13 protein-coding genes are annotated in these 16746 nt (G+C 63.1%); 11 read left to right on the top strand and 2 right to left on the bottom strand.

The window, feature by feature from the left end:
• Positions 1–325 precede the first annotated feature (325 nt).
• The 11 genes from glgA (at position 326) to KKQ10_RS03765 (ending at position 15279) form a co-directional block, all read left to right on the top strand.
• A complete protein-coding gene (gene glgA / locus KKQ10_RS03715; RefSeq protein ID WP_215500233.1) occupies positions 326–1912 on the top strand; it encodes a glycogen synthase GlgA in 1587 nt (528 codons plus the stop codon).
• Positions 1913–1930: 18 nt separating this feature from the next.
• Positions 1931–3733, top strand: coding sequence for a malto-oligosyltrehalose trehalohydrolase (gene treZ, locus KKQ10_RS03720; protein WP_215500234.1), 1803 nt, complete (start codon positions 1931–1933; stop codon positions 3731–3733).
• Positions 3730–5808, top strand: coding sequence for a 4-alpha-glucanotransferase (gene malQ / locus KKQ10_RS03725; RefSeq protein WP_215500235.1), 2079 nt, complete (start codon positions 3730–3732; stop codon positions 5806–5808). Before treZ ends, malQ begins: the two co-directional genes overlap by 4 nt.
• Positions 5805–8573 (top strand): malto-oligosyltrehalose synthase, encoded by a 2769-nt coding sequence (locus KKQ10_RS03730; protein ID WP_215500236.1) that lies wholly within the window; start codon positions 5805–5807, stop codon positions 8571–8573. The genes malQ and KKQ10_RS03730 overlap by 4 nt, the downstream gene beginning before the upstream one ends.
• Positions 8574–8600: 27 nt before the next feature.
• A complete protein-coding gene (locus KKQ10_RS03735) occupies positions 8601–8933 on the top strand; it encodes a DUF2934 domain-containing protein (RefSeq protein ID WP_215500237.1) in 333 nt (110 codons plus the stop codon).
• Positions 8934–9157: 224 nt separating this feature from the next.
• Positions 9158–11317 carry a glycogen debranching protein GlgX gene (gene glgX, locus KKQ10_RS03740; protein WP_127647049.1) on the top strand — a complete coding sequence of 720 codons (2160 nt, stop codon included), beginning with the start codon at positions 9158–9160 and terminating at the stop codon, positions 11315–11317.
• Between the two features lies 1 nt (position 11318).
• A complete protein-coding gene (locus tag KKQ10_RS03745; RefSeq protein WP_215500238.1) occupies positions 11319–12317 on the top strand; it encodes an acyl-CoA dehydrogenase family protein in 999 nt (332 codons plus the stop codon).
• Complete coding sequence (locus tag KKQ10_RS03750; RefSeq protein WP_215500239.1) at positions 12314–13084, top strand: PIG-L deacetylase family protein; 771 nt, start codon at positions 12314–12316, stop codon at positions 13082–13084. Before KKQ10_RS03745 ends, KKQ10_RS03750 begins: the two co-directional genes overlap by 4 nt.
• Entirely contained in the window at positions 13081–13680 is a 600-nt protein-coding gene (locus KKQ10_RS03755) for an SAM-dependent methyltransferase (RefSeq protein ID WP_215500240.1), read from the top strand. Before KKQ10_RS03750 ends, KKQ10_RS03755 begins: the two co-directional genes overlap by 4 nt.
• On the top strand, positions 13677–14363 hold the full coding sequence (locus tag KKQ10_RS03760; RefSeq protein ID WP_215500241.1) for a glycosyltransferase family 2 protein: 687 nt from the start codon (positions 13677–13679) through the stop codon (positions 14361–14363). Before KKQ10_RS03755 ends, KKQ10_RS03760 begins: the two co-directional genes overlap by 4 nt.
• Positions 14364–14520: 157 nt before the next feature.
• Complete coding sequence (locus KKQ10_RS03765; RefSeq protein WP_127647039.1) at positions 14521–15279, top strand: PIG-L deacetylase family protein; 759 nt, start codon at positions 14521–14523, stop codon at positions 15277–15279.
• 189 nt (positions 15280–15468) lie between these two features.
• Here the strand turns inward: KKQ10_RS03765 and KKQ10_RS03770 are convergent, their stop codons facing one another.
• The gene (locus KKQ10_RS03770; protein ID WP_215500242.1) at positions 15469–15828 is read right to left on the bottom strand and encodes a DUF6124 family protein; all 360 of its coding nucleotides are present in this window, start codon (positions 15826–15828) and stop codon (positions 15469–15471) included.
• A gap of 138 nt (positions 15829–15966) precedes the next feature.
• Positions 15967–16341, bottom strand: a complete 375-nt coding sequence (locus tag KKQ10_RS03775) for a DUF6124 family protein (RefSeq protein ID WP_215500243.1) — start codon at positions 16339–16341, stop codon at positions 15967–15969.
• Between the last annotated feature and the right edge of the window lie 405 nt (positions 16342–16746).

Consider the following 16746-nt stretch of genomic DNA (forward strand, 5'->3'; position numbering starts at 1 on the left):
TGCCTGCAAACCGATTGTCGAACAATTTACCCATTTGCTCCGACCCGCTCTAGGATCTGGCCTAGACTGATTTTCGCAGCGCTCGACCTGTCGGTCACAACGCGGAAAAAAACTCGAAACTTTTGCGCGAAGCGACGGGTCATCTGAAACAGAGTGTCAACGCTACTGGTGCAATCCTTGCAACGGCCCCTTCACCCATTCTGCTTGCGCGTGTTGGGTAGCGTTTGCTCACCGATGCGTGGCGCATTTGCGCCCGGTCACAGGATTTGGCCATGGACATCGCTTGTTCGAGACAAGAATCAGATCAACGATACGGGAGATTCATATGATCAGTGCGGCATTGGATATTCAGGGAGAGCGTGCTCAGCAGGCGGTTGGCGAATCGAGCACCGTGAGTCTACCCAGCAGCCGGTCGATCAACGTCCCGGGCACCAAAACGCTGACGCCGGTCGCCAGCCAGAATCCCAACAAAAAGAAAGTATTGTTCGTGACCTCGGAAATCGCCGACCTGTTGAAGACCGGCGGTCTGGGTGACGTCTCCGCCGCCCTGCCCCGCGCCATGGCGCATTTGCATGATGTACGGGTGTTGATCCCCGGTTACCCGCAGGTGATGCACAGCGAAAACCCGATCCACATCATCGGCGAACTCGGTGGCCACGCCGCGCTGCCACCGTGCAAGATCGGTCGCATGGACATGCCGGACGGGCTGGTGATCTACGTCCTGATCTGCCCCGAACTCTATGAGCGTGAAGGCTCGCCCTACGGCGCCAACAACGGCCGCGACTGGCCGGACAACCATATCCGTTTCGCCCGCCTGGGCCTGGCCGCTGCCGACATCGCCGCCAACCTTGCGCAAATTCACTGGTGCCCGGATCTGGTGCACGCCCATGACTGGCCCGCCGGTCTGGCACCCGCCTATATGCACTGGCGCGGGCAGCGCACGCCGACCCTGTTCACCATTCACAACCTGGCCTACCAGGGCGTGACCAGCCTCGGCTCGTGCCCGGAGCTCGGCATTCCGACCCATGCCCTGCAACAGGAAGGCATGGAGTTCTACGGCAAGATGTCGTTCCTCAAGGCCGGCATGGCGTATTCGAGCCACATCACCACGGTCAGCGCGACCTATGCGCAGGAAATCACCACCCCGGATTTCGGCTGCGGTCTCGACGGGTTTCTCGCCGCCAAGACCCAGCAAGGCTTGCTCAGCGGCATCCCCAACGGCATCGACGAGAGCTGGGACGCGGCGACGGATCCGCACCTGTTCGCGCCGTTCCACATCGGTGACTGGGACGGCAAGGCCGTCAACGCCGCCCATGTGCGGGATCTGTTCGGTCTGAAGGACTCCACCGGGCCGCTGTTCGCCGTGGTCTCGCGTCTGGTTTATCAAAAAGGTCTGGACCTGACTCAGGCGGTGTCCGAATACATCGTGCAGAACGGCGGCCAGATCGCAATCATCGGCCGTGGCGAACCGGAAGAAGAACAGGCCATGCGCGAACTGGCGCTGCGCTTTCCCGGGCAGATCGGCGTGCGCATCGGCTTCAATGAAACCGACGCCCGGCGCATGTTTGCCGGCAGCGATTTCCTGCTGATGCCATCGCGTTACGAGCCTTGCGGCCTGAGCCAGATGTACGCCCAGCGCTTCGGCTCGTTGCCGGTGGCGCGCAATACCGGCGGGCTGGCCGACACCATCGAGAACGGCGTCACCGGTTTCCTCTTCGACGAATCCACCGCCGACAGCTACCGCGAAGCCCTGAGTCGCGCGTTCAAGGTATTCGCCTTCCCTGACCTGCTCAACGCCATGCGCTGCCGGGCAATGGCCGCGCCGTTCAACTGGTGCAAAGCCGTCGAACCCTACGCCGAACTCTACGAACAACTGGTCGCCAAGGCGCTGGGTAAAGCCGGCCACAAATAACTCAGGGAGTTTTCCACGATGCCGTTACGGACCCAAGAAAACTGGCCCCACGGCGCGATCATGCAGGACGCCGAACACACGCAATTCGCGCTGTGGGCACCGGATGCGTTTTACGTCAGTGTCGAACTCGCCAACGGTCAGTCCCTGCCAATGCTGCCGCAGGGCGATGGCTGGTTTGTGATCAAGGCCCGGTGCCCGGCGGGCACCCGCTACCGCTACAACATCGATGGCGAACTGGAAGTGCCCGACCCGGCCTCTCGCGCCCAGGACGGCGACCTTGACCGCCACAGCGTGGTGGTCGATCCGCTGGCCTACCAGTGGCGCCACACCACCTGGCACGGCCGGCCGTGGAGCGAAGCGGTAATCTACGAGCTGCACGTCGGCGCACTTGGCGGCTTTGCCGAAGTCGAGCAGCATCTGGCGCGCCTCGCCGAACTGGGGATTACCGCCATCGAACTGATGCCGCTGGCGCAGTTCCCCGGCAGCCGAAACTGGGGCTACGACGGCGTGCTGCCCTACGCACCGCAAGCCTCCTACGGCACGCCGGAACAGCTCAAACACCTGATCGACAGCGCCCACGGCCATGGTCTGGCGGTGATCCTCGACGTGGTCTACAACCACTTCGGCCCCGACGGCAATTACCTCGGACGCTACGCCAAAGGCTTCTTTCGCGAAGACAAACACACGCCCTGGGGCGCGGCGATCGATTTCCGCCGCCGTGAAGTGCGGGATTTCTTCATCGAAAACGCGCTGATGTGGGTACTGGAATACCGCTTCGACGGCCTGCGTCTGGACGCCGTTCACGCGATCGAAAGCCCGGACTTCCTGCCCGAACTGGCACAGCGCATCCGCCAACAGATCGATCCGACGCGCCACGTCTGGCTGACCGTGGAGAACGAGCTCAACCAGTCGAGCCTGCTCGAAGAGGATTACGACGCGCAGTGGAACGACGACGGGCACAACGCCTTGCACGTGCTGCTGACCGGCGAAACCGACGCGTACTACGCCGACTATGCGCTGCAACCCACCGAACAACTGGCGCGCTGCCTGAGCCAAGGTTTCGTGTTTCAGGGTCACATCACCCGTCACGGCGAACCGCGTGGCGAGCCGAGCGAACACCTGCCCTCTACCGCGTTCATCCTGTTCCTGCAGAACCACGACCAGATCGGCAATCGCGCCTTTGGCGAGCGCCTGCATCAATTGGCCGATCCTCGGGCGGTGCAGGCGGCCACCGTGCTGTTGCTGCTGTCGCCGATGATTCCGTTGATGTTCATGGGCGACGAGTTCGCCGCCGATCAGCCGTTCCTGTTTTTCACCAGCCACCACGGCGAACTGGCGGACCTGGTGCGCGAAGGACGGCGGAATGAATTCGCCGGGTTCAGCGCCTTCACCGATCCACACAAGCGCGAGCAGATTCCCGACCCGAATGCCGAACAGACCTTCCACACCTCACAGCCGCGACTGATCGGCAGCGGCAGCGCCAACCAGCAACAAACCCTCGCGCTGTACCGGCAACTGCTGCAATTGCGCCATCGCTACATCATCCCGAACCTGTCCGGCACCCAGGCACTCGGCGCGCACATCCTCGGCTTCGGCGCGGTCAGTGCGCGCTGGCGCCTGGGCGATGGCAGCGAGCTGCGAATTGACCTGAACCTCAGCGACACGCCAGTGGTCAACCCTGCACAGAACGACGCCGTGTGGCTGTTTCAGCAGCCACCCGCCGTGGCCCTGTCGGAACCGGGCCAACTGCCCGCGTATTGCGCGCTTGTCAGCCTCACGGCCGCAACCCCCTTGCAACCTCTGGATGGAGAGCGCCTATGAGCGATGCGCAACTGGAAATTCTCGCAAGCAGAGCCGGCCTCGCCGTCGACTGGATCGACGCCAACGGCCGCCCGCAAAAAGTCGCCCCGGCGGTGCTGCGCAATGTTCTTGTCGGGCTGGGGCACCCAGCCAATACCGCTCAGGAAATCGATGCCAGCCTGCTGCAATTGCAACAAGTCCAGCAGGACCGGCACCTGCCGCCGCTGCTGACTGCAGACGTTGGCGTCGGCATAGACCTGGCGCGCTATTTCGAACCGCAAACCCCGTGCGAAATCCACCTTGAAGACGGCGCGCGGATGAACCTCAAGCTCGATGACAAAGCCGTGCTGCCGGGGCTGATCCCGGTCGGCTATCAACAGGTGCACATCGCCGATCAGTATTTCACCCTGGCCGTGGCGCCGGAGCGTTGCTTCAGCGTCGGCGATGCCGTGGACAACCCGATCCCCCGCGTCTGGGGCCTGAGTGCGCAACTGTACGGTCTGCGCCGCCCCGGCGATGGCGGTTTCGGCGACACACAGGCGCTGGAAGAACTGGTTCGGGTCGCCGGTGAGCGTGGCGCCGATGCGCTGGCGATCAGCCCGCTGCATGCGATGTTCAGCGCCGACACCGGGCGCTACAGCCCCTATTCGCCGTCCAGCCGTCTGTTCCTCAATGCCCTGTACGCCGCACCGGGCGCCATCCTCGGCGAACGGGCACTGCGCGATGCGATCGAGGCCAGCGGTCTGGCCGAGCAATTCCGGCAGCTGGAAGATCAGAAACTCATCGATTGGCCCAGCGCTGCCGACGCCAAACAAAAACTGCTGCAAGCCTTGTACGACGGTTTCGTTGCCGGCGAGCATCCGTTGCACCCGGACTTCGCCAGTTTCCGCCACAGCGGTGGCGAAGCACTGGAAAACCATTGCCGCTTCGAAGCCATTCAGGAAATGCGCGCCGCCCGTGGCGAGAGCCTCGACTGGCGCGAATGGCCGGAACACTGGCACGACCCGCGTGGCGCCGCCCTCGAAGCGTTCGCCGAGGAATACGCCGAGCGCATCGGCTACTTCGCCTTCTGCCAATGGCTGATCCACCGCTGCCTGGAGCGCGCACAAACCGCCGCCCGCAGCGCCGGCATGGGCATCGGCCTGATCGCCGACCTGGCAGTCGGTGCCGACGGTGCCGGCAGTCAGGCCTGGAGTTTCCAGGATGAACTGCTCGCCTCGCTCACCGTGGGCGCGCCACCGGACATTCTCAACCGCTCCGGTCAGGGTTGGGGGATTTCCGCATTTTCTCCCGAGGGCCTGATCCGCAACGGCTTTCGCGCCTTCATCGACATGCTGCGCGCCAACTTCGCCCACGCCGGCGGGTTGCGCATCGACCATGTGATGGGCCTGCAACGCCTGTGGGTGATCCCCAACGGCGCCGCACCCGCCGACGGTGCGTACCTGTATTACCCGGTGGACGACTTGCTGCGCCTGCTGACCCTCGAATCCCATCGTCACCAGGCCATTGTCCTCGGCGAAGACCTCGGCACCGTGCCTGAAGGTCTGCGGGAAAAACTCAGTGCCCGCTCGATTCTCGGCATGCGCGTGCTGCTGTTCGAACAGGACAACACCCGTTTCAAACCGATTCTCGACTGGCCGGACAACGCCCTGGCAACCACCACCACCCACGATCTGCCGACGCTCAACGGCTGGTGGCATGGCCGCGACATCGACTGGAATGCGCGCCTGGGGTTTGTCGACGCCAACGGCGAAATCGAGTGGCGGCGTCATCGCCAGCGTGAACGCGAAGGTTTGCGCAGCGCCCTGAGTCAGGATCCGCAGAACTTTCGCGAAGAGTCCCACGAAGCCGATCAGGTGGTGGACGCCAGTGTGCGCTTCCTCGGTCATACCCGGGCGCCGCTGGTGTTGCTGCCGCTGGAGGATGCGCTGGGCATCGACGAACAGGCCAACCTGCCCGGCACCATCGACAGCCACCCGAACTGGTCGCGACGCCTGCCCGGCAACAGCGAAGCCTTGCTCGACGGTGTCGATGCGGCGCGGCGTCTGGAACTGCTGGCCTGCGCCCGCCTTCAGGCTGCCGAGCGTGACCAATGAACCAGACGCTCATCCAGCCACTGCGCGCGACCTTGCGCCTGCAATTTCACAAGGGCTTCACCCTGGAACAGGCGGTGCCGCTGGTACCGTATTTTGCCAGCCTCGGCATCAGCCACATTTATGCCTCGCCGCTGCTCGCGGCACGGGCCGGCTCGATGCACGGCTACGACGTGGTCGACCCGACGCAAGTCAATCCGGAGCTCGGCGGCGAGCCGGCGCTGCGGCGTCTGGTCAGTACCCTGCGCGAACATGGAATGGGGCTGATCCTTGACGTCGTCTCTAACCACATGGCGGTCGGCGGCGGTGACAACCCGTGGTGGCTCGACCTGCTGGAATGGGGCCGGCTGAGCCCTTACGGCGAGTTCTTCGACATTCAGTGGCACTCGCCGGACCCATTGATGGAAGGTCAGTTGCTGCTGCCGTTTCTCGGCAGCGACTACGGCATCGCCTTGCAGGAAGGCACGCTGAAACTGCATTTCGATGCGCTGCAGGGACGCTTCCACGTCGAGCATTACGAACATCACTTCCCGATCTGCCCGAACGATTACGGTGAACTGCTCAAACCGGTCGAAGCGCTGAAAGCCCTGGCCGATCGTTTCAGTACCCTCAGCTACCAGACCGACGCTCATTCGCTGGCGCTGCCGCTCAAGGATGAACTGCGAGAACTGGCAGGCGATCCGCAAATCCTCGCAGCGATCGAGAAAAATCTCGCGCATTACGATTCCACCACCGCCGAAGGTTTCGACAAGCTGCATCAGTTGCTTGAACGCCAAAGCTACCGCCTGGCCAGTTGGCGTACGGCTGCGGATGACATCAACTGGCGGCGCTTTTTCGACATTAACGAACTCGGCGGCCTTCGCGTCGAACGTCCGGCGGTGTTCGAGGCGACCCACGGCAAGATCTTCCAGTTGATCGCCGAGGGGCTGGTCGACGGCTTGCGCATCGACCACATCGACGGCCTCGCCGACCCGCGGGGTTACTGCCGCAAACTGCGCCGCCGCCTCGACTTGCTCGCCCCGGGCCGCCACTTGCCGATCTACGTCGAGAAGATCCTGGGTGCTGGCGAAACCCTGCGCCGCGACTGGGCGGTGGATGGCAGCACCGGCTACGAATTCATGAATCAACTGTCACTGCTGCAACACGACCCGGATGGCGAATACGTGCTCGGCGACCTCTGGCAGCGGCGCACCGAGCGCCCGGCGGCGTTCATCGAAGAAGCACAACTGGCACGCCAGCAGATCCTCAACGGCTCGCTGGCCAGCGATTGCGAAAGCGTCGCCCAGGCGCTGCTGCAAGTGGCGCGGGATGACTTGATGACCCGCGACCTGACCCTCGGCGCGATCCGTCGGGTATTGCAGGCGCTGATCGTGCACTTCCCGGTGTATCGCACTTACATCAGCGCACTGGGCCGTTCGACGCAGGATGAACAGTTCTTCCAGCAGGCCATGGACGGTGCCCGCCAGACCCTGGGTGAAGGCGACTGGCCGGTGCTCGACTGCGTGGCCGCCTGGCTCGGTGGCACACCGTGGCGGCACACGCCGCGCGGGCGCTCGCGCAAGATCCTCAAACACGCCTGCGTACGCTTCCAGCAACTGACCTCACCGGCAGCGGCCAAAGCCGTCGAAGACACCGCGCTGTATCGCTCGGCGGTGCTGCTGTCGCGCAATGACGTCGGCTACAACACCGAACAGTTCAGCGCGCCGGTCAGTGACTTCCATGCGATCAATCTGCAGCGCCTGAAGGCGTTTCCCGATAACTTGCTGGCCACTGCCACCCACGACCACAAACGCGGCGAAGACACCCGGGCGCGCCTGGCAGTGCTCAGTGAACGCAGCCACTGGTACGCCGAACAGGTCGAGCTATGGCGTGCCCTCGCCCGGCCACTGCGTGACGATGATCAAGTGCCGTCGTCCGCCGATGAACTGATCCTCTATCAGGCATTGCTCGGCAGTTGGCCGCTGCAACTGCGCGATGACGATTCGGCAGGCTTTGCCGATTACGCGCAGCGCATCTGGCAGTGGCAACAGAAAGCCCTGCGCGAAGCCAAGCTGCAAAGCAGCTGGAGTGCGCCCAACGAAGCCTATGAAAACGCTGCCCAGACGTTCACCCAACGCCTGCTCACCGGTGACGAAGGCGAACTGCTGCGCGCCGCGCTGAGCAAGACCGTCAACAGCATCGCCGCCGCCGGCGCCCTCAATGGCTTGGCGCAAACCTTGCTGCGCATGACGGTGCCGGGGGTGCCGGATCTGTATCAGGGCAACGAGTTCTGGGACTTCAGCCTGGTCGATCCGGACAACCGCCGGCCGGTGGATTACGCCGCCCGCGAGCAGGCCCTGCACGGGAATGCGGAGGTCGAGACATTGCTGGCCGACTGGCGTGACGGGCGCATCAAGCAAGCGTTGATCGCCCAAGTGTTGAACCTGCGCGCCGAACACGCCGAGCTGTTCCGGCGCGGCTCGTACCAGGCCCTCGATGTGCTGGGCAGCCAGGCGCACAACGTGCTCGCGTTTGCCCGTGAACACGAGGGGACATACGCCATCGTGATCGTGCCGATCCGCTGCGCGACGCTGCTGGAAAACAGTGCCGTGCCGCAAGTCGATGCGCTGCGCTGGGGCGATACGCGGGTGGTTTTACCGTTTGCCGCCTCTGACACAAACCTGAAGGGACTTTTTCACAGCCGCGCAGTCACAAAAAACAGGGAGCTGAACGTCAGCGCCGCGCTGGGGGATATCCCGGTCAATCTCTTTATCCAACTCTTTACGTAACGACGAGTTCAGTTCAGGAGCATTGCGATGAGTACCGACGATAAACGCATCCGCGAGTTTGCCTATCAGATCTGGGAATCGGAAGGAAAGCCTGAAGGTCACGAAGCGCGCCACTGGGAAATGGCGCGCAAACTGGCTGAAGCCGAGGCTTTGGCGCCGAAGAAATCACCGAAAGCGGCGGGCAGCAAAACCGCCGGCAAGACCGCTGCCAAAGACACGGATGGTAAAGCTGCAGCGGCCAAACCGAAGGCGCCGGCAGCTGCTAAAGCCAAACCGGCCGGCGCCGCCAAGATCGTCCCGCCGGGCGAAAAAGCCACCGAGAAAAAGCCCCGGGCACCCCGCAAACCCCCGGCCAACTGACACACCCCGGATTATTGAACTGAATGACCGTGTGGCGAGTTTGCTCGCCACCGAGGGCCAACTCGTCCTCAAGAAATACCAATACCCCCTGTAGGAGTGAGCCTGCTCGCGATAGCGGTATATCAGGCGACATCAATGTTGAATGTCAGATCGCAATCGCGAGCAGGCTCACTCCTACACGGTTTTGTATCAGATCAGAATTTCCCCGTTTTGCAGGAGCAATCATGACCCGTCCAAAGAAAGCCGAGCCCGCAGCGCACGCTGAGCCGTCCAGAATCCGTGAAGGCCTGCCCTTCCCGCTCGGAGCGACCTGGGATGGACTGGGGGTGAACTTTGCGCTGTTTTCCGCCAACGCCACCAGGGTTGAGCTGTGCATTTTCGATGATGCCGGCGAAGTCGAGCTCGAACGCATCGAACTGCCGGAATACACCGACGAGATTTTCCACGGCTATCTGCCCGACGCCCACCCGGGGCTGATCTACGGCTATCGCGTCTATGGCCCTTACGACCCGGCCAACGGTCACCGCTTCAACCACAACAAATTGCTCATCGACCCGTATGCCAAGCAACTGGTCGGCCAGTTGAAATGGTCCGAGGCGTTGTTCGGCTACACCATCGGCCACCCGGATGCCGACCTCAGTTTCGACGAACGCGACAGTGCGCCGTTCGTGCCCAAGTGCAAAGTCATCGACCCGGCCCACACCTGGGGCCACGATCACCGGGTCAGCGTGCCGTGGGACAAGACGATCATTTATGAAACCCACGTGCGCGGCATCAGCATGCGTCACCCCTCGGTGCCAGAGAACGTGCGCGGTACGTTTGCCGGGTTGATGGTCGATGACGTGCTCGAACACATCCGCAAGCTCGGCGTGTCGTCGGTGGAGTTGTTGCCGATCCACGCCTTCGTCAACGACCAGCACCTGCTGCACAAGGGCATGACCAACTACTGGGGCTACAACAGCATCGCGTTCTTCGCCCCGGACCCGCGTTACCTGGCCAGCGGCAAGATCGCCGAGTTCAAGGAAATGGTCGCGCACCTGCACGAGGCCAATCTGGAAGTGATCCTCGACGTGGTCTACAACCACACCGCCGAGGGCAATGAGCAAGGCCCGACCCTGTCGATGCGCGGTATCGACAACGCCTCCTATTACCGGCTGATGCCCGACGACAAGCGTTTCTACATCAACGATTCCGGCACCGGCAACACCCTCGACCTGAGTCACCCATGCGTGCTGCAAATGGTCACCGACTCGCTGCGCTACTGGGCCAGCGAGATGCATGTCGACGGCTTCCGCTTTGACCTGGCAACCATTCTCGGGCGTTATCACGACGGTTTCGACGAACGCCACAGCTTCCTCGTCGCCTGCCGTCAGGACCCGGTGCTGCGTCAGGTGAAAATGATCGCCGAGCCGTGGGACTGCGGCCCTGGTGGCTATCAGGTCGGCAACTTCCCGCCGGGCTGGGTCGAGTGGAACGACAAGTTCCGCGACACCGTGCGCGCGTTCTGGAAAGGCGACGACGGCCAGGTCGCCGACTTCGCCAGCCGCATGACCGCCTCCGGCGAGATGTTCAACCAGCGCGGGCGGCGACCGTATTCGTCGGTGAACTTCATCACCGCCCACGACGGTTTCACTCTCAACGACCTGGTGTCGTACAACGACAAGCACAACGAAGCCAACGACGAGAATAATCAGGACGGCAGCAACAACAATCTGTCCTGGAACCACGGCGTCGAAGGCCCGACCGACGATCCCGAGATCAATGCGCTGCGCCATCGGCAGATGCGTAACTTTTTCGCCACCCTGCTGCTGGCCCAGGGCACGCCGATGATCGTCGCTGGCGACGAATTCGCCCGCACTCAGGACGGCAACAACAACGCCTATTGTCAGGACAGCGACATCGGCTGGGTCAACTGGGACCTCAGCGAGGACGGCAAGGCGTTGCTCAAGTTCGTCAAACGCCTGATCAAGTTGCGTCTGGCTTATCCGATTCTGCGTCGCGGACGTTTTCTGGTCGGCGAGTACAACGAGGACATCGGCGTCAAGGACGTGACCTGGCTGGCGCCGGACGCCACCGAGATGACCACCGAACACTGGCACGACGCGCACAACCGTTGCCTGGGCATGCTCCTCGATGGCCGCGCTCAGGAAACCGGAATCCGCCGCAAGGCTGGCGACGCGACATTGCTGCTGGTGGTCAACGCCCACCACGACATCGTCAACTTCACCTTGCCGGAAGTGCCGGAAGGCCGTTTCTGGACCTGCATGGTCGATACCAATCAACCGGCGATTCGCGGTCAGGAGCGCTTCGAGTTCGGTCATCAATATTCCGTCACTGGCCGTTCGTTGCTGCTGTTCGAACTGCAACGCGAAGAAGAAGACTGATATGGACCTGCACAGTTATCTGGCGCGCCGCCCGCCGGACTATCCCCATACCGCGTCCCTCGGCCAGTGCCTGCGGGCGATGGTCGAAGCCGGGCTGGATCAACTGCCGTTGCCGGGCAGCGGTCGCACGCTGGAGCGTTTTCAGCTCCTGGCCGAAGTCGGCGGGCACGATCTGGGCCTGTGCAAACTTTACGAAGGCCATACCGATGCCCTGGCAATCATCGAACAACTCGGCGGTTCGCCAACGCCGGGCAGTACCTGGGGCATGTGGGCCGCCGAGCCACCGCAGGCGCGGGTGCACGTGCGCCCGGTCGGACACATGGTGCGTCTCGACGGCCGCAAGGCCTGGTGCTCCGGCGCAGCGGTGCTCAGCCATGCGCTGCTCACCGCATGGGACGCCGAAGAGCGTCAGCAACTGGTCGCCGTTGCCCTCGATCAACCGGGTGTGAGCATGACCAATGAGGGTTGGCAGGCAGTCGGCATGGGCGCCACCGGCAGCGTCGAAGTACTGTTCGACGGTGCTGAGGCGCAAGCCATCGGCAACCCCGGCGATTACCTGCAACGCCCCGGTTTCTGGCAGGGCGGAATCGGCATCGCCGCGTGCTGGTACGGTGCGGCGCGGCAGATTGCCGAAGCGCTGCGCCAACACTGCGCACAACGTCAGGAGCCGCACGCCCTCGCCCATCTCGGCGCCGTCGATGCGGCGCTGTACGCGGCGGCCAACGTGCTGCGCTTCAGTGCACTGCACATCGATGCGCACCCAGAGGCTGACGCCGAACTGTTGGCGCGGCGTGCCCGCGCTGTGGTCGAACAGTCGGCCGAACAAGTCATCCGCGAAGTCGGCCGGGCACTCGGTGCCGGGCCGTTCTGCAAAGACCGGCATTTCGCCCGGTTGAGCGCTGATCTGCCGGTGTTCCTGCGCCAGAGCCACGCCGAGCGCGACCTGGCGGCCCTCGGCCAACGGCTGGCCGAACATCCCGCGGAGGTCTGGACACTATGAACGCCGCCAGAAAATCCAACCCGATCGTCGGTCAGGGCACGTCCCTGCACCAATGGCAACATTCCCGGCAACTGGCCGCGCTGGACAGTGTCGATGTCCTCAGCCTGGTGCCGCCCGGGACCCGCGCCGTGATCATCGCCCCGCACCCGGACGATGAAGTACTCGGGTGCGGCGGGCTGTTACAACTGCTTGCTGCGGCCGGACGGCCCCTGGAGCTGATCTCGGTCACCGATGGCAGCGCCAGCCACCCCGGCTCCGAGCGCTGGCCGGTGGAGCGTCTGAGCGTGGTTCGCCCACAGGAATCGGCCGAGGCCCTGCGCCGCCTCGGCGTGCCGCTGCACCGGATGAAATGGCTGCGCGGCGGTTTTACCGATACCCAGGTGGCAGCGCAGGAACCGGCGCTCGTCGAGTTCATTGAACGCCACTTGCGCCCCGGTGACGTGGTATTCAGCACCTGGTGCGAGGACGGTCACTGCGATCACGAAGCCGTCGGCCGCGCCAGTATCGAAGCCGCACGCCGGGTCGGCGTCACCTGTCACGAACTGCCGGTGTGGACCTGGCACTGGGCCGATCCCGAAGACGCCTCGGTGCCGTGGCAGCGAGCGCGCAAGATTTTGCTGTCCCCCGAGCAAGTCGCACGTAAACGCCACGCGGTGCATGCATTCGCCAGCCAACTGGAAGGCGACCCGCAGGCCGGCCTGCCACCCGTGCTCGCGCCCTACGTGGTGGAGCGTCTGCTGCAACCTTTCGAAGTGGTGTTTCTATGAGCGTCGACGATCGTTATTTCGACGGTTTGTTCAGTGCCAACGACGACCCCTGGGCCTTCCGCGAGCGCTGGTACGAACAGCGCAAACGCGCCATCACCCTCGCGGCCCTGCCCCGGGCGCACTACCGGGCGATCTTCGAACCCGGTTGTGCCAATGGCGAGCTCAGCGCCGAACTCGCCGGCCGTTGCGACCGTCTGCTGTGCTGCGACACCGCCAGCGCGGCGGTGACTCTGGCGCGTACCCGATTGAGTCTTTTTGACCACGCCCAAGTGCGCCAGAGTCGCTTGCCTGGCGACTGGCCGGAGGAAAAATTCGACCTGATTGTATTTAGCGAAATCGGCTACTACCTCGATACCCAGGATCTGACAGAAATGATCCGGCGCATCAGTGAATCCCTGACCGCCGACGGTCAACTGCTGGCGTGCCACTGGCGCCCGCCGATCGACGGCTGCCCGCTCAATGCCCGTCAGGTCCACGACCTGATCCACGAACACCTGCCGCTGCCGCGTGTGGCACTGCATCAGGAAGCCGACTTCATTCTCGAAGTCTGGAGCCGCGAACCGCGCTCGGTGGCCGCGCTGGAGGGCCTGCGATGATCGGGATTCTGATTCCTGCACACAACGAGGAAGACCTGCTCGGGCAATGCCTCACCGCTGCGTTGCGCGCCAGCAAACACGGGTTGTTGGCCGGCGAACCGGTGGAGGTGCTGGTGGTGCTCGACAGCTGCACCGACCGCTCGGCGCAGATCGTCAGCGACTTTCCGGTGCTGAGTCTGCACATCGACGCGCGCAACGTCGGTCAGGCCCGGGCCGCCGGCGCGCAGGTCCTGCTGGAGCGCGGTGCGCGCTGGATCTCCTGCTCCGACGCCGACAGCCGCGTGGCCGATGACTGGTTGGTGGCGCAACTGGGGCTCGGTGCCGACGCGGTGTGCGGCACGGTGACCGTCGAGCACTGGGATCAGTCGTTCAATGAGTCGGCTCAGATCCGCTATCACCGCCACTATCAGGCCCGCGACGGACATCGGCACATCCACGGCGCCAACCTTGGGGTCAGCGCCGACGCCTACCGCTGGGCCGGGGGCTTCCCGCCACTGGCCTGCGATGAGGATGTGCAACTGGTGCGAAACCTGGAGCTGTCCGGCGCCGACATCGCCTGGAGCCATCGCCCGCAAGTGCACACCAGTGCTCGTCTAGACAGCCGTGCACGCGGCGGATTCGGTGATTATTTGCGCCACCTGGTACAGATCGATCAAAAAAAAGCGGATCAGATTGATCTGTGACGCGACGAACCGGCCGTCTTGAGCAATACTCTGCTGCGCGGCAATCCAGGGTTCGGAGCGTCGCACGGCAATCCATCCGCCTTCACGGGTCGCGCACGCCTGATTTTCTGCGGCGTCTGTACGACTGAGGGCCAGACACGACAAGGACGTAACACCCATGAAACCGTTATCCCTCAGCGACAACCCATTGCCGGCGCAAATCTGGAACAGCGCCCCGCAACTGGACAACATCCCCGTCATCAATACCCACAGTCTGGTACCCGCCGGTGCCCGAGCGGTGGTGGTCGCGCCACATCCGGGCGATGAAGTGGTGACCTGCGGCGGTCTCCTGCAATTGCTCTCCAGCCTCGGCCATCCCCTGCAATTGCTCTCGATCACTGACGGCAGCGCCAGCCATCCCGGCTCGCGGCAATGGTCGGAAAAGCGCCTGAGCGTGTTTCGCCCGCAGGAAAGCGTCGAGGCCCTGCGCCGTCTCGGCCTGCCGATGCACAGTCTGAAATGGGTGCGCGGCGGGTTCACCGACAATGCGCTGCTCGACCGCGAGGCCGACCTGACCGACTTCATCGCCCGCTACCTGCGCCCCGGTGACGTGGTGTTCAGCACCTGGCGCAATGATCGCAATGACGACCACGAAACGGTCGGACGCGCGAGTGCCAAAGCGGCGGCGCAAGTCGGCGCCACTTTCCATGACGTGCCGGTCTGGGCCTGGCACTGGCCCGAGCGCGACCAAGGCCTGATCCCCTGGGAACGCGCGCGCAAGCTGCGGCTCGATACCTGGACCGTAGCGCGCAAGAGTCACGCCACACATGCCTACGCCAGTCAGCTCAAGGGCGAACCGGCGATCGGCATCGCACCGATGCTGCCGCCGGTCATCCTCGAACGCATGCGACTGCCGTACGAGATCGTCTTCATCTGAAACAACCATTCCTTGTGGAAGCAAACTTGCTCGCGAAGAGGCCGTGTCAGGCACTTGATGTATTGGCTAAAACACCGCTTTCGCGAGCAGGCTCGCTCCCACAGGGGACTTTTTGTCGGGCATGAAATAGCTGAGCACCGCATATCCAATGTGCGAGCCTGCTCGCGATGAGGCCATAACAGTTGCCGCCTAATCCTTGGGCACGACGTTATCCAGCGCCTGATTCACTGCCAACTCGCCCAGCATCACCACTTGGGCAATGCCCAGCGCCGTATTGCGACTCGGCCCTTCCAGCGTGCCGGCGAAATCACCGAGCATCACCGTGACCGAGGCCAGGGATTCGCAGGCGTTGGCCAGCAGGGATTCGGTGTCGGTTTGCGGGTTGACCATGAACATGCTGCTGGGGGTGTAGGGCGTCGCCATGATTTGCGCGGGTGCCAGGTAGTGGTCGAGGGCGCGTTCGGCGGCTTCGTGGAGTTTTCTGGAGTTGTGGGATTCGTAGGGTGATACCGCGTCTGTGGGCGGCGGATTGGGGGTGGTTTCGGACATCAGATGGAACTCCGATCGAGGCACTTCGAAAGAATGAGTCTCTGTAGGAGCTGCCGCAGGCTGCGATCTTTTGATGTTGCTTTTAAAAACAAGATCAAAAGATCGCAGCCTGCGGCAGCTCCTACAGGGGCCGGGTGACTAGTTCGGCACGCGGCGGCCGTCCAGGACTCGGTTGATCATCAGTTCACTGAGCATGATCACCTGATGCAGCATCAACACGGCGCGGCGGTGTGAGTCGTCGAGCGCGCTGCCGATATCGCGGGCCATGTCGCTGGCGGCGGCTAGTGATTCGCAGGCTTCGACCAGTAGAGTTTCTTCGTCAACGGTCGGGTCGATGAGGAAGATTCTGTTCGATTTGCGTGACGGGGTTGAAGGGATCGATATCTTCAGTGCGCCGGGGTTGAGGTAGAACTTGATGGCGCGGTCGGTCGCTTCTTTTATCTTCTGCGGGTCGAGGGCCGGGTCGTATGGGATCGGGTCGGCGTCTGGGGGGTTGGGTGTGGCTTTGAACATAGATGAAGCTCCGTATCGAGAAACAGGAGCCATCACCCTCGCTACCAAACGATGGGTGGTGGCCATGCGCGGGTTGGTAGACCGGTCGATACGGAACCCGGCGCTCACGAATGAGCCCCACGCATGTCCACCATATATAGCTGAGCCGCAAGAAAGAGGCTGCATAAGGTGATGCCATACGGTCGTACCGAAACGGGCTACCAAACCCGATCACTGATGTTCAGTGACAGGGAAACGATATAGCCCGGCCCATAGCCGTGTAAGCCGGTGGATTCTGGCGTACGCGTAGGTAACGGCGCAAGGCGTTGTAGCCGTTATGGCGTAACGGTTCGTGTACTTTAAACGTGGTTGCGGGTTTGCGTTTATTTCCAAGGTTGGCCCGGTTGTATTGGACTGAGGCATCTG

This window comes from Pseudomonas sp. MG-9 (assembly GCF_018729515.1).
Classification (GTDB): Bacteria; Pseudomonadota; Gammaproteobacteria; order Pseudomonadales; family Pseudomonadaceae; genus Aquipseudomonas; species Aquipseudomonas serboccidentalis.